General features: G+C 38.0%; 21 protein-coding genes. 7 read left to right on the top strand and 14 right to left on the bottom strand.

Features of this window, described 5'->3' with window-relative positions; all coding sequences use genetic code 11:
- The first annotated feature begins 105 nt into the window (after nt 1–105).
- Nucleotides 106–1086 (top strand): LysM peptidoglycan-binding and 3D domain-containing protein, encoded by a 981-nt coding sequence (locus EPL02_RS00925; protein ID WP_094909937.1) that lies wholly within the window; start codon nt 106–108, stop codon nt 1084–1086.
- A 121-nt stretch (nt 1087–1207) separates the two neighbouring features.
- Complete coding sequence (locus tag EPL02_RS00930) at nt 1208–1318, top strand: LPXTG cell wall anchor domain-containing protein (RefSeq protein ID WP_256993243.1); 111 nt, start codon at nt 1208–1210, stop codon at nt 1316–1318.
- Between the two features lie 322 nt (nt 1319–1640).
- On the opposite strand, the gene EPL02_RS00935 is transcribed toward EPL02_RS00930, so the two are convergent.
- Nucleotides 1641–1850, bottom strand: coding sequence for a cold-inducible protein YdjO-related protein (locus EPL02_RS00935; protein ID WP_094909935.1), 210 nt, complete (start codon nt 1848–1850; stop codon nt 1641–1643).
- Nucleotides 1851–2007: 157 nt separating this feature from the next.
- Here EPL02_RS00935 and EPL02_RS00940 point away from each other — a divergent pair, with 157 nt between their 5' ends.
- Nucleotides 2008–2463 (top strand): MarR family winged helix-turn-helix transcriptional regulator, encoded by a 456-nt coding sequence (locus EPL02_RS00940; protein ID WP_131886809.1) that lies wholly within the window; start codon nt 2008–2010, stop codon nt 2461–2463.
- Between the two features lie 34 nt (nt 2464–2497).
- Here the strand turns inward: EPL02_RS00940 and EPL02_RS00945 are convergent, their stop codons facing one another.
- Together EPL02_RS00945 and EPL02_RS00950 are read right to left on the bottom strand one after the other, a co-directional pair.
- A complete protein-coding gene (locus tag EPL02_RS00945) occupies nt 2498–2914 on the bottom strand; it encodes an organic hydroperoxide resistance protein (RefSeq protein ID WP_094909933.1) in 417 nt (138 codons plus the stop codon).
- Nucleotides 2915–3026: 112 nt separating this feature from the next.
- Nucleotides 3027–4226, bottom strand: coding sequence for a DNA polymerase IV (locus EPL02_RS00950; RefSeq protein WP_131886810.1), 1200 nt, complete (start codon nt 4224–4226; stop codon nt 3027–3029).
- Nucleotides 4227–4423: 197 nt separating this feature from the next.
- On the opposite strand from EPL02_RS00950, the gene EPL02_RS00955 reads away from it, so the two are divergent.
- Complete coding sequence (locus EPL02_RS00955) at nt 4424–4999, top strand: DedA family protein (protein ID WP_131886811.1); 576 nt, start codon at nt 4424–4426, stop codon at nt 4997–4999.
- Between the two features lie 37 nt (nt 5000–5036).
- Here the strand turns inward: EPL02_RS00955 and EPL02_RS00960 are convergent, their stop codons facing one another.
- Genes EPL02_RS00960 through EPL02_RS00975 form a run of 4 tightly spaced genes read right to left on the bottom strand, consistent with a single transcriptional unit; the run spans nt 5037 to nt 8795 of the window.
- A complete protein-coding gene (locus tag EPL02_RS00960; RefSeq protein WP_094909930.1) occupies nt 5037–5519 on the bottom strand; it encodes an RNA polymerase sigma factor in 483 nt (160 codons plus the stop codon).
- A gap of 13 nt (nt 5520–5532) precedes the next feature.
- Entirely contained in the window at nt 5533–7539 is a 2007-nt protein-coding gene (locus tag EPL02_RS00965) for a DUF6449 domain-containing protein (protein WP_131886812.1), read from the bottom strand.
- Nucleotides 7514–8413, bottom strand: coding sequence for an ABC transporter ATP-binding protein (locus EPL02_RS00970; RefSeq protein WP_094909928.1), 900 nt, complete (start codon nt 8411–8413; stop codon nt 7514–7516). The genes EPL02_RS00965 and EPL02_RS00970 overlap by 26 nt, the downstream gene beginning before the upstream one ends.
- The gene (locus EPL02_RS00975; protein WP_094909927.1) at nt 8406–8795 is read right to left on the bottom strand and encodes a GntR family transcriptional regulator; all 390 of its coding nucleotides are present in this window, start codon (nt 8793–8795) and stop codon (nt 8406–8408) included. The genes EPL02_RS00970 and EPL02_RS00975 overlap by 8 nt, the downstream gene beginning before the upstream one ends.
- A gap of 290 nt (nt 8796–9085) precedes the next feature.
- Between EPL02_RS00975 and EPL02_RS00980 the strand changes: the two genes are divergently transcribed.
- Nucleotides 9086–9967 carry a LysR family transcriptional regulator gene (locus EPL02_RS00980; protein ID WP_094909926.1) on the top strand — a complete coding sequence of 294 codons (882 nt, stop codon included), beginning with the start codon at nt 9086–9088 and terminating at the stop codon, nt 9965–9967.
- Nucleotides 9968–9997: 30 nt separating this feature from the next.
- On the opposite strand, the gene EPL02_RS00985 is transcribed toward EPL02_RS00980, so the two are convergent.
- From EPL02_RS00985 to EPL02_RS01005, 5 genes are all read right to left on the bottom strand, one after another.
- Entirely contained in the window at nt 9998–10783 is a 786-nt protein-coding gene (locus EPL02_RS00985; protein ID WP_131886813.1) for an ABC transporter ATP-binding protein, read from the bottom strand.
- A 24-nt stretch (nt 10784–10807) separates the two neighbouring features.
- Nucleotides 10808–11791: a FecCD family ABC transporter permease gene (locus EPL02_RS00990; protein ID WP_131886814.1), complete on the bottom strand. Its 984-nt coding sequence runs from the start codon at nt 11789–11791 to the stop codon at nt 10808–10810.
- Nucleotides 11788–12798, bottom strand: coding sequence for a FecCD family ABC transporter permease (locus EPL02_RS00995; protein WP_131886815.1), 1011 nt, complete (start codon nt 12796–12798; stop codon nt 11788–11790). Before EPL02_RS00995 ends, EPL02_RS00990 begins: the two co-directional genes overlap by 4 nt.
- Before the next feature lie 89 nt (nt 12799–12887).
- The gene (locus EPL02_RS01000) at nt 12888–13841 is read right to left on the bottom strand and encodes an ABC transporter substrate-binding protein (protein WP_286175152.1); all 954 of its coding nucleotides are present in this window, start codon (nt 13839–13841) and stop codon (nt 12888–12890) included.
- Nucleotides 13842–14025: 184 nt separating this feature from the next.
- Nucleotides 14026–14400, bottom strand: a complete 375-nt coding sequence (locus tag EPL02_RS01005) for a PH domain-containing protein (protein WP_094909922.1) — start codon at nt 14398–14400, stop codon at nt 14026–14028.
- A 149-nt stretch (nt 14401–14549) separates the two neighbouring features.
- On the opposite strand from EPL02_RS01005, the gene EPL02_RS01010 reads away from it, so the two are divergent.
- Nucleotides 14550–15410: a manganese catalase gene (locus tag EPL02_RS01010; protein WP_094909921.1), complete on the top strand. Its 861-nt coding sequence runs from the start codon at nt 14550–14552 to the stop codon at nt 15408–15410.
- Between the two features lie 109 nt (nt 15411–15519).
- Nucleotides 15520–16698: an alanyl-tRNA editing protein gene (locus EPL02_RS01015; RefSeq protein WP_131886816.1), complete on the top strand. Its 1179-nt coding sequence runs from the start codon at nt 15520–15522 to the stop codon at nt 16696–16698.
- A 28-nt stretch (nt 16699–16726) separates the two neighbouring features.
- Here the strand turns inward: EPL02_RS01015 and EPL02_RS01020 are convergent, their stop codons facing one another.
- Nucleotides 16727–17647 carry a 1,4-dihydroxy-2-naphthoate polyprenyltransferase gene (locus EPL02_RS01020; RefSeq protein ID WP_094909919.1) on the bottom strand — a complete coding sequence of 307 codons (921 nt, stop codon included), beginning with the start codon at nt 17645–17647 and terminating at the stop codon, nt 16727–16729.
- A 396-nt stretch (nt 17648–18043) separates the two neighbouring features.
- Nucleotides 18044–20197, bottom strand: coding sequence for a DNA helicase RecQ (gene recQ, locus EPL02_RS01025; protein ID WP_131886817.1), 2154 nt, complete (start codon nt 20195–20197; stop codon nt 18044–18046).
- Nucleotides 20198–20327 lie beyond the last annotated feature (130 nt).

The raw sequence follows: 20327 nt of genomic DNA on the forward strand, positions 1-20327 counted from the left end.
CTTTATTTTCTTTTTTGTAACAAACTATCTATACTATTGAAACATTCCTGTCACATAAGATTGATAGAATGGTAATAAATTCATAGTCACAAAGGAGAAAAAAGAATGAAAAAACATATTTTTTCACTTGGTGCAACGGCACTTGTTTCAATGGGAATTGCAGGCATGGCATCAGCAGACGCGGAAACTTATAAAGTTCAGTCAGGAGACACGCTTTATAGCATTTCAAAAAAATACAATGTATCAGTAAAAGACCTACAAGCATGGAATAACTTATCATCCACTATCATTTATGCAAATCAAACCTTACATATTAGTAGTTCATCTGACACGAATACAGCATCACCATCACCCTCTACGTCTCAAAATACATATAAGGTTCAATCAGGCGATACGCTTTATCGTATTGCAAAATCTCACGGCTTATCGGTTGAGCAATTAAAACAGTATAATAACCTATCATCCAATGTTATTTACGTGAACCAAGTGTTAACTGTAAATGGCTCCAGCGCTGTAACAGCACCGGCAGATGAAAAAATAGAACAACCAGAACAACAAGCTCCTGTTAGTACATATAAAGTAAAGCCAGGCGATACGTTGTGGAGCATTGCCCAAAGGCACGGTATTTCAGTTTCAAGATTACAGGAGCTAAACGGCTTGTCAGCAAACACAATTTACATTAATCAAGTGCTTAAAGTCAATGGATCTGTTGCTCCAGCACCAGCTGCCCCTGAGGTATCAAATCCTGTATCTTCTAAGCCACAAACACCAGCCCCTTCTGAAAACCAGGAAGTAAAGAAAGAATTTCAGGTTGTAGCTACGGCTTACACAGCTTTTTGTACTGGCTGTAGTGGTATTACAAAGACAGGTATTGACCTCCGTGCAAACCCAAATCAAAAAGTAATTGCTGTTGACCCGTCCGTTATTCCTCTTGGATCACGCGTTTATGTGGAGGGATATGGAGAAGCGATTGCAGGCGATACGGGTGGTGCTATTAAAGGGAACCGTATTGACGTTTTTATTCCGTCTCAAAGCGAAGCAATGAAGTGGGGTCGCAAAACGGTTACAGTTAAAATATTAAACTAAAAGAAGCCTGGGAGGCTTCTTTTTTTATTTTAGTGTTTAACCCTCTGCATAAAGGGAATAGGAATTCTAAGACAACGTAAACGTTTCAACTATTTAGATTGCTATACTGGAGGTTATGACTATGAATATTGGCACCTTATATTTTCCAACGAGCGTATTATTATTAGTTGCTTTACTATTAGGAGGCTTTTACTTTTATTTTAAAAGACGCCGCAAGCATAATAAAAAATAAAAGAGGGGCGTACATAACAAAACAAATTTCCAAAAGACGAATATTTCCTTTTCTGAGCTCTTCATCATAATACAATCGTTCCGTTGCGCTAATGCCTCTCTCCGCGGGGAGGAAACTGACCCTCCTCGCTGCGGGGATCTCAGTTTCACTCTATATCCCGCAGGAGTTGAGTGCCCTGCGCTTCATTCCACCTTGTTTCCAAATTCATTTTCCAAATCAACCAAAAAAACCTGAACGATTAAAAGTAAGGAACTCTCAACCGTTTAGGTTTATTATTGGCTGTATGACTTATACCCCAGCCTCTTTATTAGGCGCTCTTTGCTTAACGATTATAAAACTGAAAATCCTTCTTGATTTTAGGTAGCTCTCTCACTTCTTGAGACATTTCATTTCCACACATTGGACAATTATAATCTGCCGTCACAAAGTCTTCTCTCATCCATCCGTTACAAGAGTCAGACTGACACGCATAAACGTTTGTATCCATCATTTGAGTAACTTGTTCTTCCATACCTTTTTTCGCGAAATACATGAGCACAGCTCCCTTTTTTTCTTAGTATATGTAAAAAATGCTTTTTTATTTAAGGTATTTTGACAAACTATGTCAAAATTTATGTTTGTTTATTTTGAATCTCTTTGATAAATTGTATATAATTACATAGTGAACAATTATATTGAAGGAGCTTAAAATGACCGATTTATTTTCAAGATTAAAGTTAGAAAATCAGCTTTGCTTTTCGATTTATGCTACGTCACGTGAGATTACAAAAGTATATAAACCCCTTTTAGATAAAATTGGCGTCACGTATCCACAGTACTTAGCTCTTCTTGTCCTATGGGAGCATGGACAAGTTAGTGTAAAAAAAATGGGAGAGCTTTTATATTTAGATTCTGGTACGCTAACTCCAATGCTGAAACGTATGCAAGAGCAAGAGCTTGTAATCCGCGAACGCTCTCAGGAAGATGAGCGAGTTGTGTTAGTAAGCTTAACAGAAAAAGGTGCTACGCTTCGAGATAAAGCGTGCCAAATTCCAGATGAAGTATTTAATATGACCGATTACTCTCCTGAAGAGCTAGCAAATTTAAAACGAATGCTTCATGAGTTGTTAACTGCTATCCATAGTTATAATGGAAAAAACAATTAAATAAAAAAACGGTGCACAAAAGTGCACCGCTTTTTTATTCAGCCGTTGTGTTTAACGTTACATCAATATTTCCTCTAGTTGCTTTTGAATATGGGCAAAAATCGTGTGCTGCTTTCACTAGCTTTTCAGCATCTTCTTGAGATACCCCTTTTATATGTGCATTTAGCGTTACTGCTAGCTTAAATCCATCATCTGCTGGGTCTTTCATTAAACTAACTTCAGCGGTAATAGATGATTCAATAGAATGCTTTTGCTTTTTAGCAATTAAATTTAAAGCTCCGTCGAAGCAAGAAGCATATCCTGCTGCAAAAAGTTGCTCAGGGTTTGTTCCTTCTTTTTTATTGTTTGGCGAAGGCATGACTAAATCTAAATTAATTAGGCCATCATCTGATTTGACGTGCCCTTCCCTTCCGCCTACTGCTGTTGCTTTTGAAGTAAATAAAACTGACATTGAAATCACCTCATATACGTAATTGTAAAGTCCTTGCTCATGCAAAAACGCTCTTGCACGTTCTATGGATATATTACCCTTTTAGAGTGGATTGAAACATCTCGTTCTATACTCACTTTTCCTCTTTTTTTAACCCTTTGCGTATTATTTCGTCACCATACTTACTTTGAAGCTCCTGAACTGCTTTATAAAGCGGTTCATCTTTTGCATGTCGTTCATATGTAAATAAGCTCAGCTGTTCTTGATCTCGAGCATTGATTCTTTCTACTTGTAAAGCAGCTACTCCTAACAATCGAACAGGTTCACCGTCCCAATGCTTTTGAAGCAGCTTGTTTACCCAATGTAACAACACTTTTTGCTGATTCGTCCACTGATCAATGGTTTGGGTTCTTGTAATGGTTTTAAAATTACCGTAGCGAATGGTTAACTGAATCGTTTTGCTGACTACTTTTTTTACGCGCATTCGCTGGCTAACAGACTCCGTGAGGTCATTTAAAACCGGTACCATTTCACGATCATCTGTTAGATTTTTCGCTAGCGTTTTTGAATTTCCAATCGATTTAAACTCTGACCGGCGATTTGGGTTTACAGATCGATCGTCAATTCCATTAGCTCTTTGCTTCATTTCTATTCCTCTTATTCCCACTACGGTCTTTAGCTTATGATCATCTGCATGCGCTAGCTCTTCAATCGTATGGATATGAACAGCATTCAATTTCTCAGCAGTTTTATCACCTATACCATGCATATAAACTACTGGATGTGGCCAAAGTTTCTGACTAACATCTCGCTTTCTTAAGATTGTAACTCCAAGAGGTTTTTTCATATTGCTCGCCGTTTTAGCTAAAAATTTATTTGGTGCAATGCCAATTGAGACAGGTATTTGTAATTCATTCAACAGGTCGTTCTGTATTCGCTGTGCAATCTCAAGCGGCGTACCTTGATGAAAGCAATCCGTAATATCTAAGTATCCTTCGTCAATTGAAGCAGGCTCAAGAATAGAAGAGATTGTCGATAAGTAAGAAAACATTTGCGCTGATACTTTACGGTAAAGAGTAAAATCTGGTTTTAATACAATGAGCTGAGGGAAAATTTTCTTCGCTTCCCATAGTGGCATCGGTGCGTATACCCCTTCATTGCGCGCTGCATAGTTACACGTTACCACAATTCCTCTACGTTCTTTTGGGTTACCTGCAATGGCCATAGGTTTTCCTTTTAGCGCTGGATTACGTGCTTCTTCCACCGAAGCATAAAATGCATTCGCGTCAATATGCAATATTACTCTTCCCTTTTTTGGATACATCTCTTTCAACACTCTCACCTTCTTTCTATTCGAACCAACAGAATGTACGTTCTTATTTTAAACCAAAAAGCAATTAATGTGAATAATTCTACAGCAGTTTGTAATATGATGGACAAAGAGTTAAAAACGGGCGGATTGTTTAATGAACATCCCTGTAAAGCATTCGTATACTATAGTAACTTTGACAAAAATAGGGAGGAAGCGCCGTGGTGGATCAAATTATTACAGTAATTCAACAGTTTGGATACGGATATTTCTTTTTATTAATCATCATTGGTGCTAATTTCACACCTATTCCAGACCCTCTCTTCATTATGCTTGCAGGCAATCATGCCACCCTTTCGACTTTTCACCCTTTTGTTGCTTTTCTTCTGACTTACAGTGCCATGATGCTTAGCTTATATATAAAATTCTTATTTGCTAGATGGTTTCGCAAGCAAACGATAAAATCTCTATCTCAATCACGCTTTCAAAAAAAACGATATGAAATTGAAAATCTTATTGCTTCATACGGTTCCTTTGGTATTATGCTCAGCTTCTTCTTGCCGGGAATGCGCCACGTTATGCCCTTATTTTTAGGAACAACGAAAATGCCACATCTTAATTATATAACCACAACATTCTCGTTTGGATTGATTTGGACATTTGCGTTTTTCTTATGGGGGTTTAAAGTTGATGATGCCGCTTCATTTGAAACCATTTCTCAATTCACTATTTTGTTTATTGCCATCAGCATTGGAAGTTTAGCGTACCAAAAACGAAAAATGCGCAGTAAGGAATGAAAAAAGCCAATCCTCTAAGTAGAAGATTGGCTTTTTTTCACATAAGCTGATATGCATAATGCTTCATAAATAGCTTGCGTGCTCGATAAAGTGCTGACTTAATAGTCGTCACTTTCATATTAAATTGCTCAGAAAGCTCTTCATATTTCAAACCATACTCATATTTTAAGATAAGTAGGTTTTTGTATTGAGGCTTTAGTTTATTTAACGCTTTCGCATATTGCTCGAATTGCTCTTTTGATAATACAAAATCCATCGGCGCATTTTGCAGCTCTGTTGCTCCCTGTGTTAACACATAGCGAGTTTGAACGGAATTTTTTCTGATTAAATCACAGCGCTTATTTAAAGCAACTCGAAACAACCAGGCTCTTTCTTTCCCGTGTTCAACCTTATGCTGATTTTCTAAGTATTTCATCGCCACATCTTGTGTGATATCTTCAGCATCTTGCTTGCTGACACCTCGCTTTTGCAAATAAGCTAGCACCTGTCGCAAATATGGTTCAATATTGCTAGCACTCATACTTCTTCTCCCTTTATTTTAATAGTTTTTCTTTAACAAAGTCGGGAACTGTTTCTTCAGTAAATTCCTGAACTTCAGGTGTACTAGGATCTTCTTTATAATAGATACCAACTAAGTAAGCTCCATTGTTGGCCCAAGACACGTTTTTCAAAATTTCTTCTTTTTGATCGTTATTCTTCACTTCAATCGTTTTCTCAGATTCTACTAATGAAGGAAACTCTTGGTCTGCATAAAAATCTATTTCATGCTGATGCGGGTTTTTTAACACAACTATTTTTTCAATATCTTCTGGCAATACACGTGCTTTGTTATATAAACCTTTTTTCTTTAACCACTCGCTCACTTCATCATACGATTTTTCCCAGGTTACGTTTTGTTTATTTTTCCCTTGACCCGTATAGAAGTCAATATAAGCCCATGGTACGCGCTCACTGTACATTTCTTCAAACGTTTCGTTTTTCATTGATGTTTTTATTACTTCAGCGAGCTCTTTAATATCTTCAGGATTTCGAATGCTAACTTGCTTACTGATTTGTCCATCCGAACTAATTTGTACACTCGTGACGTCGCTCATATCTCCACTTCGTAAAAATGGATTAAAGTTTTCCTTAAACTCTTTTGTTTCAGAAATTTTCTTATATAGCGGATGGTACGCTTTAAAGTTCAACTCATATTCACGCACAAGCGTCTTTCCATTTTTAAGTTTATATGCTATTGCTGCTGTGCGCCCATTATCTCCTTGAATATCCTTATTTGTCATTGAGACTGGATTCTTTGCTAATTGCTCATGCAGTCGATGAATTGCCTCAACTGCTTCTTTACTTGTGTAGTAATAAGGAGGCACATACTCATTTCCATATTCTGTGTACTGTTCACTAGTTGGATCTTCAGTTAGTAAATAGGTTCCTTCTTCAAAATAAATACTTTCCACTTCATCTAATGCTGGAACCTTTGATTCATAGCCAAATGCATCAATATGAACAAATGCACCAATTGCAAAGAAAATAGCTAATGCAATCACGAACCCTTTCCAATACTTAGCAATCCTCCACGTTTTGTGTAGTATTACCTGAGCAACAATATAACCAATAAGAGCACCTAATATATAGCCAAAAATCATCCAGCCAAACGTTCCTTGCATGGCTCCAAAGTAAACACCACCAACAAGTAGTGCACATGTTGTCGCACCGTAAACAAAGATTGGCTTCACCCATTTAAATGAGATGGACTGAGTTGCCGCTTCGATATGACGCTTTTTATACGCAATGTATCCAATGGCATAAAAGATAATGATAAGTATTACATAAATCCATGGGCTAATTGTTAAATTCTTTTTTGTCATTAACTCCGTTGCATGTAAAAACGGTATTAGCTTTTCAGCACTTTTATTTAAATAATAATCAATTGGGAATCCATACCAATAAAATTTCAAATTTGATAAAAGAAGCATGATAAAGCCACCAGGTAAAAGAAACAGAACGTATAGGAAAATAGCTTGTAAGATTGAGATTCCGGTGAACATTCCGAATGCTACTGTTCCAAAGAACACAACAAGGTTAAAAACGACTGTGTAACCTGCCCATACCATAACATCTTTTACTGTATAGAGGTCTTCAACGTTTAACATCCCTTTTATCAGACCAATTATACCCGCTGTAATTACCACAGGTACGACGAGAATCACGATACCTACAATGATATTTTGGTGATATAAGGCTTCTCTTCGAACTGGTAAACTATGAAAATAATCTGCTGCTGCTTTTGTTTGAATATAGCGGAATATAAACACCGCGAGTAGAACCGGTACTGTAAACATAAAGACAAGCTGTAAGCCATCAAATAGCTCAAATAATGTCTTAATCTTTTCTGGCTTAAACTCTGGATTACCTGTATACTTCATCAGAAGCTGGAGAGGAAGAGCAAACAAAAGAAGAAATGAGTAAACTAACCCAATCCATCCCACGCTTCTAAACGACTGTGTAAACAGCCCTCGATTAAACGATGATATTTTCGATGGCATAACCAACATCCCCCATTTCATAAATAAAGATTTCTTCGAGCGTAAGCGGTAAAATATCGAATACAAGCGGTTTGTATGATTGAATACGAGACGCCAGCTTCTTTTCTTTACCGCGTACAATACAAAGAAGTACGCTTCCTCGCTTCTCTTCGTATAAGATTTCTAAGTCTTCATGAAATGCAAGCGGTACATCGCCTTTAAATGCTACTTGAATTTTATGAATATCGGATTTTAAATCGTCAAGGTCTTTTTCAATTAATAGCTGGCCTTGGTGCAATATGCCGACATGATCACATAAATCTTCCACTTCGCGAAGATTATGAGACGAAATTAAAATAGTCATTTCGCGTTCCGCTACGTCTTGTACAAGCAAATTTTTGATTTTTTGACGCATAACAGCATCCAGTCCATCTAGAGGCTCATCTAATATTAAAATGTCTGGCATCGTAGATAAAGCAAGCCAAAATGCTACTTGACGTTGCATTCCTTTCGACATACGGTGTACTTTTTTCTTCAAGTCAATTGGAAATGCCTGCTTTAACTGCTGAAAACGCTCTTCGTTCCACGTCGGATACATATTCTTATAAAATTGCGCAAGCTGCTTAATAGTTGATTGTGCAAAAAAATAAGGAATGTCTGGGAGAAAAATAATGCTTTTTTTAAGAGCTACATTTTCAAAAACTTCCTCATTATTGATATGTATACTCCCTGAATTTTGACGGTAAATCCCCGCAATTGTTTTTAATAATGTTGTTTTACCTGCACCGTTTGATCCTAGCAAACCATAAATAGACCCTTTTCTAACAGTTAGAGAAACATTGTTTAATACTTTTATATCTTCAAAGGATTTCTTTACTTCTGTTAATTCAATCATCACTTTCTCCCCCTTTGACGGTTTGTTCAGCTTGTGAAATAAGTGATAAGATCTCGTCTTTTCCCATTCCCAAATACATCGCTTCAGCAATAAGTTTTACTAAGTCTTCTTTCATTTTTTTCACCTTTTCATTGTTTAATAGTTCCGATTGCGCCGTCACAAAACTTCCTTTTCCAGGAATTGAATAAATGTAATTTTGATGTTCTAGCTCTCGATATGCTTTTTGAATTGTATTAGGATTAATTGTTAGTTCTTTCGCTAACAAACGTACAGACGGAAGCTTCTCGTCTGCTTTAAATACCTCATGAATAATTAGCTCCTTTAACTTATCAACCAATTGCTCATAAATAGGCTTACGACTGCGAATATCTAAATCAAACATACTTTTCCTCCTCTCTATCTCGCTTATCATTCATCATGCACTATGTTTAGGTGTATTAACTGTATTAACTGTACTACATGTGTTACTACAGTTAGTATTATACATCGTTTTTTGGAAAAAACAAGTACTTTTATTACTTTTATTACAAATAAGTAACAAATAGATGATCTGAAATAACCCGCTTCAATAGCTTATAAATCAGATAAGGAAAATAGGTATTGTACTATCTATTAGCAAAAACTTACTATATAATGAATTCATAAGATGTTTTATGTAAGGAGCGATTCATCATGTATTACGACGCATTACGAACCTTTGTGACCGTTGTAGAAGAGAAAAGCTTTACAAAAGCTGCCGAAAAATTATTAATTTCACAACCAAGCGTAAGCGTACATATAAAAAACTTAGAAAAAGAATTTCAAACATCATTGTTTTTACGCTCACCTAAATTATTAAAAATTACGCCAAGTGGAGAAATTCTTTACACTCGTGCAAAGCAAATGATTCAAATATATGAGCATACAAAACGAGATATTTATGAACATCATCACTTAGTCAAAGGTACTTTAACTATTGGAGCAAGTTTCACAATTGGTGAATACGTCCTTCCTTCTTTTCTCGCTAAACTTCAAGCACAGTATCCCGATATAAATGTGAACGTAACGATTGGAAACACAAAAGAAATTGCTCAGCTTGTTCGACACTTTAAGTTAGATGTAGGATTAATTGAAGGACAAACAGATGATCATGAGTTACATATTGAACCGTTTATGGAAGATGAGCTCGTGGTTGTAGCTGGTACCTCTCATCCATTGGCAGCACAGGAGCATGTTGCAATAAGTGAACTGCAAAACGAAGGATGGGTTGCGCGCGAAACGGGGTCTGGGACAAGAGCCTACCTTGATTTGATGATGAGCTCAAATGGATTAAAAATGAAGAATATGCTAACAATCAGCAGCAATCAGGGAGTTAAGGAAGCTGTTATGCAGAACTTAGGATTGTCTGTACTTTCTAAATCAGCTATAAAACAAGATGTTGCACAAGGCAATTTAGCCATCTTAAACCTTGATACAGAACCATTCAAACGTAAATTTTCGTATATTTATCCAACAACAAATGGGCAAAACAAAATTGTAGAACTTTTTTTACACCTGTTGACTTCTAACCAATAAGAAAGCACACTTCAATTGAAGTGTGCTTTCTTACCTAATTACGCCTGTTGGAATACAAATTGGAGATTGATCCACCGGATTTTTAATAATTGTTGAAGATAAACGAAAAACATCTTCAATCATTTTTTCTGTAAATACTTCTTCAGGTGGACCTTCCTTATAAATAGCCCCTTCAGAGATGCTAATTAAGTAATCACCATAGCGTGCAGCTTGATTTAAATCATGGAGAACCATCACAATTGTTCTCTGATGCTGTCGATTTAACGAACGAAGCAGTTCCAACACTTCAATTTGGTGAGCTAGATCAAGGTACGTCGTTGGCTCATCCAGCAGTAAAAGATCGGTGCCTTGGGCAAGGGCCATCGCAATCCACGCTCGCTGACGTTGTCCACCTGAAAGAGCATCAAGCGTACGTTCACTGAAAGCATCCATGCGCGTTGCACGCAAAGCTTCATCAACAATTTGGTGATCTTCTTGCGTATACCTTGCAAATAGCCCTTTATGAGGGTGGCGTCCATAGTAACAAAGCTCTTTAACAGTTAAATCCTCAGGTGCTTCCGGCGCTTGAGGCAAAATCGCGAGCTGCTTCGCTACTTCTTTAGACGAATGGCGATGAATGTCTTTCCCATTTAAATAAATGCTCCCTTGCGTTGGCTTTAAAAGGCGAGCTAATGATCGAAGAATGGTTGACTTCCCACACCCGTTTGCTCCAATAATAATGCTAATTTCCCCTTGGGGAATGTGTAAATCAATATTATCAATAATTGTATTTTTATCATACGATAACGAAAGTTGCTCTGCTGTTAGCTTGTTCACAACGCTCTTCCTTTCTCACTACGATTAGCTGCTTTGTTCTTTACGTAATAAATATAAAAAATACGGACCGCCTATTATGGCCGTAACAATGCCTGCTGGAATTTCAATTGGGGGCACAAGACCACGTCCTACACTATCAGCAATTAATAGAAACAAAGCTCCTGTTAATGCAGATGTTGGCAACAAAAACTTTGACTGGCTCCCGACTAGCCTTCTTGCAATATGAGGTGCGATCAATCCAATAAAGCCAATTGTACCAACAACAGCAACTGCTACTCCTGTTAAAATCACCGCAATCCCAAGAAGCGTGTATCGTAAGGCTCTTGTTCGCTCACCTAATCCAGAAGCTACATCATCTCCAAGGTTCAAGATATCAAGCTTTGGTGTAAAGATAATAATAATAGGAGTGAGGATGAGTGCTGGTAGTAAAAACCATAGTTCGCTCCATCCCCTTCCCCAAAGACTTCCTGTCAACCAAAGCAACGTTGTATTTACGTTGTCTGGGAACTTAATCATAAAGTACTGAATACCAGCTTGACAAATTGCACCGAGAGCGACGCCCACGAGTGCGAGGGTATATGGTTTAGCTCCAGAGGTATGCGAAAAAATCATTAAAACCAGTGCGATTACCGCTGCTCCTAGAAAAGCTGCTATCGGTACAGCTATCATTGAAGCACCAGGAAAAATGATAATAACAAATACAGCCAACAGTCCAGCTCCTTTCGTCACACCAATGACGTCAGGAGATGCCAAAGGATTCTTTAAGATTCCTTGCAAAATCGCTCCTGCTACCGCAAGCGACGCTCCTACAATAAGTGCAATTAAAATACGGGGAATTCGATAGTTGTTTAAGATAAATAAACCATCCTGCGATGTACCCAGAAGCGTTTGGATAACTTCCACTGGTGAAATGTATACTGCTCCGACTCCTAAACTAATAACAGAGGCTACAATGACTAGCAGCACCAGCATCAAAACCTTCATGTATGTTTGCTTTTTTTGTTTCATTGCTTAATTCCCCTCCCTTTACGAGCAAGATATAAAAAGAACGGTGCACCAATGAGCGCAGTTACAATACCTACAGGTGACTCAAAAGGGTAAGCGATAAATCTTGATAAAATGTCCGCATATACAAGCAAAATCGCTCCAAACATTGCTGAAAACGGGAGTATTCGCTGATAATCTCCTCCCACTATCTTGCGAGCAATATGCGGAGTAATTAACCCAACAAATCCAATAGGCCCAGCTACAGCCACAGAAGAACCTGCTAAAATAATGACCAACACTCCAGCTGCACCGCGAATCCATTTTACTTTTTCACCTAGACTAGTTGCCATGTTCTCACCTAATGCAAAAATAGAGACAGATTTTGACAGAATAAAAGCACCAAGTAAACCTAAAATAGTCCAAGGCAGCGCAATTTTTACATGCGTCCAATCTTTACCGCTAACAGAACCTACTAGCCAATATAAAACGTCCGTTGCTTGTTCATTTAAAACGATCGCACCTTGTGTTAAAGATGATAAAAACAAATGCACTGCCATGCCAGCTAAAGCCAATTTAACATGCGTTGTTTTACCACCTGCAGCAAATGCATATACGGTTACGCCTCCAAGTGCGGCTCCGAAAAAAGCAGCATATACGGTTACTTGAGATGTAAACATCGGGAAGAAGAGCAATACTAAAACAATGGCAAACGAAGCCCCTGCATTTACGCCAAATACCTGCGGTGAAGCAAGTGAATTTCGCGTAATAGCCTGCATTAATGCCCCAGCGACTGCTAAAGAAGCTCCAATCAAAGCTGCTAACAGAGCTCTGGGAAGCCTTAAGGTTTGAATAATAGTTGCTTCTCTGGAAGCATCATGTTCATTAAAAAAGGTGCTGAGAATCTCTTTAAGCCCAATAGATGAAGAGCCTACACCAATATGTATCACTATACCAACGAGCAGCAAACAAGCGCTAATTACAGCAACTGCGTATTTATTTATTTTCTTGTCTTGAGATTTTTTCGTCATGATACACACACTTTCTCATAGTTTCTCTTTAAACAAATAGAAGCAAGAATAGAATCTATTCTCGCCTCTAGTATTTCGCCGCTACGTTGTTATTTTGTCTTTTTGTCTAACAACTTAACTGTATCTTTTCCGATTGCTTCAGCCGAAATTACGCCTCGAAATCGTGTCCATAAATCACGATCAACTACGAATACTTTATCATTTTTCACAGCATCTAAGTCTTTCCAAAGAGGGTTGTTTTTCCATTCATCTGTAATTAGTTTACCTTCATTATTTGCTAAAATTAAAATTCCTGGGTTAATGTCTGACAACTGTTCTAAGTTCATTTCCGCATACGCTTCTTCTGATTCAACAGCATTCTTTAAGCCTAGCTTCTCTAGAAACTCCCCATCGTATGAAGAAGATGTATGAGCTTGGAAAGAAGTGTCTCGTACAACAGCTGGCAGCACTGTTTGACCGGCTTCTTCTTTTAACGTATCCTTTAACTCTTGAATGGTTTGTTCGTGCTCTTGTAACCTTTTGTTTGCTACGTCTTCTTTCCCAACTGCTTTTGAAATCGTTTCAAATGAATCTATGTTCTCTTCATATGTAGATTCACGGCTTTTCAGTTCAATGGTTGGTGCAATTTGCTGTAAATCTTTATAAATGGCTTTATGACGCTGAACATCCGCAATAATCAAATCCGGCTGAAGGGAGCTAATTACTTCTAGATTCGGCTGTTGACGCGTTCCAACTGATGTGTAATCCACTTTACCATCAACTAGTTTTTCAATCATGTCTTTTTTATTGTCATCTGCAATCCCTACAGGCTGCATACCTAATCCTTCAAGCGCATCAACAAAAGACAATTCAAGCGCAACTACTTTTTTCGGTTCTTTTGAAACATCTGTTTCGCCAAGCTCATGCTTCACGGTTACAGTGTCACCATTTTTTTCACCAGTTGATTTAGACTCTTCAACCGCTCCGCCGCAAGCTCCTAAAAACAATAGCCCTGATAAAGCAGCAACCATCCCCAAGCTTTTTTTCATTCTTATATTCTTCATATGTACTTCCTCCTACTGCATATAAACCTTACCGTATATGATAATCATTATCATTAATACTAGACGTTTCAATTAGAACCGTCAATAGTTTTCTCACAATTTGGTAGATTGTCTTAGCAAATAAATAGTATTTTTATCAAAACAAACCGCTCCTTTCGACCTGAAAGAAGCGGTTTGTTCTTACTCATAGTACATACGTAGCAAGTGCTTTTTGTACTGCATAAATGTTTTTATCTTTACGAAACTCTTTTACGATTGGAGCTGTTGAGCCTGAAACCCAGATAACCAGTTCTGCATCCAAATCAAATGTTCCAGCCGTTTCGACGCTAAAATGCGTAATATTTTTATATGGAATGGAATGATAGCTTGTTTTCTTACCAGTTACACCTTGCTTATCGATTAATATTAATCGTTTATTAGAAAAAACAAAGATATCGCGAATCAATTTAAACGCATGCTCTACCTGTTCTCCCTGTACTAAAATATCTCGCAAATCTTTTTCTACTGAAGACACGCTTACTTCTGATGCATTGCCCATTAAACCATCTAGTAAACCCATATGATTCACTCCTTTACTTTTCCTACTGCTTTTACCCTATATCATAGGCTCATAAACAGCTGGTACTATTTTATACGGCTCAAATATAGTTATGTTTCACTTTTTTTACATAGATTGTAAAGTGAACTGAAAAAAACAGGATGTTGTTAATGTTTTTCCATAAAAAAGAACTCCAATACCTTTCAAAGCCAGACAGACCCGACCCCGTTTTTGCCAGACAGCTTCAAGAAGTTTTAGGTGGCCAATTTGGAGAGATTTCAGTTGCCATGCAGTACCTGTTTCAAGGCTGGAACGTTAGAGGAAATGGTAAATACAAAGATTTATTAATGGATACAGGAACGGAGGAGCTGGCTCATATTGAAATGCTTTCCACTATGATTGCTAGGCTACTAGAAGGAGCACCCGTAGGGGATCTAGAAAAAGCCGCACAAGACCCTGTTATTGGAGCTATCCTTGGTGGTATGAACGTTCAGCATACGATTGTATCAGGACTTGGTGCGATGCCGGTGGACAGCATGGGCAACAAATGGAATGCAGGTTACATTGCAGCAAGTGGAAATTTATTAGCAGATTTTAGAGCTAATTTAAATGCAGAGTCTCAAGGACGCTTACAAGTTGTTAGGCTTTACGAAGCAACAAATGACCGTGGTGTAAAAGACATGCTTTCATGGTTAATTGCTCGTGATACCATGCATCAAAACCAGTGGATTGCTGCCATTAAAGAACTAGAATCAAAAGAAAATGTTGTTGTCCCTAGTACATTCCCGAAAGAATTAGAAAAGCAAGAAGTTTCGTATGTGCTGTTCAACTTTTCCGAAGGTGAAAAAAGTGCGACAGGACGCTGGGCTAGTGGCACAAGTATGGATGGTCTTGGAACGTTTCAATATGTGCAACAACCTGAAGCATACGGTGGTAAGCCTAACTTAAATCCTGCTCCTTCTTACATTCATAATACACTTCCGAAAAACTTACGTACCTCTTCCCACACGCTTCCTCCGTCACATATGTAAACAAGCTCATTCTCCATCACAAGTTGATGGAGATTTTTTTATCATTGCTCTTTACTTTCTGTTAGGATAAGAGTTAGATACTGAATTTTTCTTTACAGGAGATGACAAAATGATTGAAAAAATTTATTATACGTCCCCTTACACAACAAAGTGGACTGCTTCTATTTTATCTTCATTCGAAAGCAACAATCGTTATTACGTTGAACTAAACAAAACTGCTTTTTATCCAGAAGGTGGTGGTCAACCTTCTGACATAGGTACTATTGCAGGACATAAAGTGTTAGATGTCACGGAAAAAGATCATTCTGTCTTCCACGAAATTGATAAGCCATTAGAGGTAGATATACAAGTAGAGTGTGAGATTGATTGGAATCGTCGCTTTGATCACATGCAGCAACATACAGGGCAACATTTGCTCTCAGCAATCTTAAGTGATGTGTTCAACATACATACCGTAAGTTTTCATTTAGGTAAGGATATCGCTTCAATTGATGTGAACGTTCCTTCAATTGATGATAAAGCGTTGATAGAAATTGAGCAGGCAGTAAATAAAGCTATTTATGCGAACAAGCCGTTGAACACATATTATGTATCACAAGATCAGCTATCCACTCTTTCTCTTCGTAAAATGCCTGAGTTAGAAGATGAACAAATTCGAATTGTGGAGATCCATACGCTAGATACCTCAGCGTGTTGCGGAACTCATGTGAGAAGTACAGGTGAGCTAGGCATTATTAAGCTATTGAAAACTGAAAAACAGCGAGGACATACTCGATTGTTCTTTAAATGCGGAATGCGAGCGCTAAAAGACTACGAACAAACCCACCGTATCCTTTCTCAAGTCAGCTACCATTTTAGTACAAAAAGCGAGCTTGTCTTAGAGAGATTGGAAAAACTAGAAGCTGACTTCAAGGTCCTTAGTAAACAAAACGACGTGCTAAAATCTGAAAATGCTCATTACTTATCTCAATCTCTTCTTGATAAAAAACAAGGCTTTGTTCTAACTCATGAATTTGAAGATAAGACGTTAAAAGATGGACAAGCTATCATTAAGCAGCTGCTTCAAACTGAAAACATAATTGGTATCTTCTCTTCGTCTTTAGAACCAAAAGTGTTATTAGCACACAATACTGATAAAATTCACAGTGGAAGCCTTTTTAAAGAGCATCTTTCTCAATTTAACGGAAAAGGTGGCGGAGGTGCAAACCAAGCGCAGGCGCAGTTCTTAAAGATGGAAGATTGTAACCACTTTATCTCTTATCTCCAAGAATACTTAGATAAAGTATAAAAAAAACCACGCGTTAAGCGTGGTTTTTTTATAAGTAATAGCCAATAAACAACCCAACTGACAACAATAGTCCGAAGAACGTATTTGTCTGCGCAGTAGATTTCATTGCAACGATCATATTCATCGGTGGAGTACCCGACACAAACCCTTTAATTGCTCTAATCGGTTTTGGGATACTTAAGAAAACTAACAGCGCAAACGCACCCACAACTCCTGTTATGACAAGAACAACAATCCAGATATATGAAATAACAAATAAGAATCCAAGAAAATAAACTGCTTTCTTTTCGCCTAATAAAATTGCTAGCGTTTTACGTCCACCTTTTGTGTCTTCTTCAATATCACGAATATTATTTGATAAATTAATCGCTCCAACTAAAAAAGCAATAGGAATTGAAACAAGAATACTTTCTGTCGTAACGACGCCTGTTTGAATGTAGAAAGAAATTAAAATAAACAGAGCACCCATACATACACCGGCGAACAGCTCTCCAAAAGGTGTATAGGCTATTGGCAACGGCCCTCCAGTATATAAATATCCAATCGCCATACCGAATAGCCCGACAAGTGCTAGCCACCATGTGCTACTCATACAGATGTAAACACCTAATAACAAAGAAATTCCATAGCAAGCTAAGGCAAGCTGCAACACAGTTTTTGGCTTCATTCCGTCGCGTACAATGGCACCGCCAATCCCTACTGAATCTTCTGTATCCAGTCCTCTTATAAAATCATAGTATTCATTAAATAAGTTCGTTGCAATTTGAATAAATAAACATGCAAAAAGCATGGCTAAAAATAACCATACATCAACTTGTCCAACATACATTGCCATTACTGTTCCAATTAACACCGGTACAAACGAAGCTGTTAATGTATGGGGACGAGTTAACTGCCACAGTACTGTTTTTAGCGGTCTTTTAGGTTGAGCGTAACTCGTTTGACTCATCTTCCTCTTCCTTTCATTTTAAAAGTGAACATGTCACCTTTCTCTTTCTAGTTGATAATTGTAGAAAGCGACCATACACAGCTTACATATTTCTAAAAAAACAAGTAAACGTTTTATTTTCATACTATTTTTTATTATCTGGTACAGCTTTTCCTATTCAACGCCTATCCATTATAACAAAAAGTTCACACATTCGACATAGAATTATATCAAAAAAATAACGACTGGAAGGTGGTCAACGTCTATCACAAAACATTTCATGTAAAAATGTTCGTTTTCTTGCACTAAGGCTACTCGCTTTGCCTGGGGAGGAACTGACTTTTCTCAATCAACAAAAAAAGCCTGAACGATTAAAAGTTGTAAACTCTCAATTGTTCAGGTAGTGAAGGGGCTGACCTACTTATGTCTCAGCTTCTCTTCTTTGTTCATACGACGCAAAAATAAAGCGACCTTGATCATAAAATACGTAACCTCTTCAGGTACGGCTTCTTTAATTGGCTTTAGCTTATCGTCTCCCACCAATTCAACCGCTTCGTTGATAAGCTCTTGCTGTTTAGTTGTTAAAAACGGCTGCCAATCTATTTCGTACCCTTCTTCAGCACATTTAAATAAATGATTTTCAACTGTTTGCGTACTTAACTCTCGCTCTGCTGCAATCTCTTGAATAGAGGAACCCGTTCTCCACATTTGATACGAATCTAGATGCGACCCTTGCTTAGATGCACTTTTCGCTTTTCTTTCCCTCTGTACTTCAACGACCTGCCTCTCGCGATCAGGATGTTCTGCACAAAAGTTCACAATCGCTTGAATAAAACGGCTGCCATACTTATCGAGCTTTTGGGAACCTACTCCTTTTACATTCTCAAATTCAGATAATGTAAAAGGAAGCTTTGCACACATGTCCTGAAGCGTATCGTCTGAAAAAATAACAAAAGGAGGAACATTTTCAAGCTCTGCGATTTCTTTTCGTAAAGCGCGCAGATGCATAAACAGCTCATCATCCTGTACAAGCTGACTCACTTGAATCTGTTCTTTTCTCATTACTTTTTCTTCACCAAGAAGTACTCCTTTCCCCTTAGCTGCAACAGAAAGAGTTGGAAAAGCCCCTTGCCCAACCACAATATACTGCTCTGAAATGAGAAATTCTATAAACTCACTTACTTCTTTTAACGACTGCTTGTTCATCACTCCATAGGTAGAGAGTTGGTCAAAGCGAAAGTCTAGAATCTTTTTGTTTTTAGAACCCGTTAATACTTGAGCAATCATCGTTTTACCAAAACGCTCTCCCATTCGGATCATACAAGATAAAACCTTTTGTGTATCAACGGTTACATCAACAGCTTTACGAGTATCCGTACAGTTGCTACAGCGTCCGCAAGCATGAGCTTCCTCTTCACCAAAGTAGTGTAAGATGTATGCTTGCAAACATTCTTCTGTGTGACAATAATTTACCATTTGCTGTAGCTTCTCCAGATCTTGAACAAGCTTTCCTGAATGGTTAGTTGACTGCTCGATTAAAAAGCGCTGAACGCGAATATCTTGAGCAGAGTATAAAACTATACACTCACTTTGCAAACCGTCTCGTCCTGCGCGACCCGCTTCTTGATAGTAGCTTTCCATATTTTTGGGAAGTTGATAGTGAATGACGAAACGAATATTGGACTTGTCAATTCCCATTCCGAAAGCAGAAGTAGCAACCATAAGCGTTACATCATCCTGTAAAAAGCGATTTTGCTCATGCTCTCGACTTGATGGACTCATTCCAGCATGATATTTTCCGACTTGTACACCTAAGCTTTGCAAATGTTCATGTAAACTATCCACTTCTTGGCGCGTTGCTGCATAGATAATACCTGCTTCTTGCTTATTTTTCTTTACATACTCATCGATATAAGCTAAGCGATCTTGCCCTTTAACAACATTAAATGACAAATTTGAACGCTCAAACCCTGTCATGACCGTATTTTGTTCCTGGATTTGTAGAGCTGTACAAATATCTTCTCGTACTTGAGGCGTAGCAGTAGCCGTCAGCCCGACCACAATTGGCTTACTCGGCAGCTCGCAAATCAAGTTGCTAATGCGTAGATAGCTAGGCCTAAAATCATGCCCCCACTGTGAAATACAATGTGCTTCATCAACGGCGATTAAAGGAATAGGTAACGATTTAAGCTGTTCAAAGAAAAAAGGTGACTCCATACGTTCTGGTGCTATGTATAAAAGTTTATACACACCAAGAGAAACTTCTTCTAATCTCTCTTCCACTTCTGACGCTGTAAGTGAACTGTTAATATACGTTGCCGATATTCCAACTTCATTCAGCGCATCCACTTGGTCCTTCATTAAGGAAATCAGTGGCGAAATAACGATTGTTGTTCCTTCTAATAAAAGGGATGGAATTTGATAGCAAATGGACTTCCCTCCACCTGTAGGCATAATACAAGCGGTATTGTGCCCTTCCAAAATATGACGTATCGTCTGCTCTTGTCCTTGGCGGAAGCTGTCGTAGCCAAAATAGGTTTTTAACTGTGATAACGCTTTTTCAAATAACAAAGAAACTCCTCCTTACAAAATACATATCGGGGAATAAACGAAGAAATTATCTTGTGGGTAATGGATTTATTTTATCAAAAAGCACTAAGAGTTCCTAGAAAATCTTTTGTTTTTCTAGGCAAAGTGAGTA

It is taken from the genome of Bacillus sp. CBEL-1, from assembly GCF_004348885.1.
Classification (GTDB): Bacteria; Bacillota; Bacilli; order Bacillales; family Bacillaceae_H; genus Priestia; species Priestia aryabhattai_A.

Coding starts and splice junctions, on each gene's coding strand:
- EPL02_RS00925 (WP_094909937.1), top strand. CDS start 106: ATGAAAAAACATATTTTTTCACTTGGTGCAACGGCACTTGTTTCAATG.
- EPL02_RS00930 (WP_256993243.1), top strand. CDS start 1,208: ATGAATATTGGCACCTTATATTTTCCAACGAGCGTATTATTATTAGTT.
- EPL02_RS00935 (WP_094909935.1), bottom strand. CDS start 1,850: ATGTATTTCGCGAAAAAAGGTATGGAAGAACAAGTTACTCAAATGATG.
- EPL02_RS00940 (WP_131886809.1), top strand. CDS start 2,008: ATGACCGATTTATTTTCAAGATTAAAGTTAGAAAATCAGCTTTGCTTT.
- EPL02_RS00945 (WP_094909933.1), bottom strand. CDS start 2,914: ATGTCAGTTTTATTTACTTCAAAAGCAACAGCAGTAGGCGGAAGGGAA.
- EPL02_RS00960 (WP_094909930.1), bottom strand. CDS start 5,519: ATGAGTGCTAGCAATATTGAACCATATTTGCGACAGGTGCTAGCTTAT.
- EPL02_RS00965 (WP_131886812.1), bottom strand. CDS start 7,539: ATGCCATCGAAAATATCATCGTTTAATCGAGGGCTGTTTACACAGTCG.
- EPL02_RS00970 (WP_094909928.1), bottom strand. CDS start 8,413: ATGATTGAATTAACAGAAGTAAAGAAATCCTTTGAAGATATAAAAGTA.
- EPL02_RS00975 (WP_094909927.1), bottom strand. CDS start 8,795: ATGTTTGATTTAGATATTCGCAGTCGTAAGCCTATTTATGAGCAATTG.
- EPL02_RS00980 (WP_094909926.1), top strand. CDS start 9,086: ATGTATTACGACGCATTACGAACCTTTGTGACCGTTGTAGAAGAGAAA.
- EPL02_RS00990 (WP_131886814.1), bottom strand. CDS start 11,791: ATGAAACAAAAAAAGCAAACATACATGAAGGTTTTGATGCTGGTGCTG.
- EPL02_RS00995 (WP_131886815.1), bottom strand. CDS start 12,798: ATGACGAAAAAATCTCAAGACAAGAAAATAAATAAATACGCAGTTGCT.
- EPL02_RS01000 (WP_286175152.1), bottom strand. CDS start 13,841: ATGAAGAATATAAGAATGAAAAAAAGCTTGGGGATGGTTGCTGCTTTA.
- EPL02_RS01005 (WP_094909922.1), bottom strand. CDS start 14,400: ATGGGTTTACTAGATGGTTTAATGGGCAATGCATCAGAAGTAAGCGTG.
- EPL02_RS01010 (WP_094909921.1), top strand. CDS start 14,550: ATGTTTTTCCATAAAAAAGAACTCCAATACCTTTCAAAGCCAGACAGA.
- EPL02_RS01015 (WP_131886816.1), top strand. CDS start 15,520: ATGATTGAAAAAATTTATTATACGTCCCCTTACACAACAAAGTGGACT.
- EPL02_RS01020 (WP_094909919.1), bottom strand. CDS start 17,647: ATGAGTCAAACGAGTTACGCTCAACCTAAAAGACCGCTAAAAACAGTA.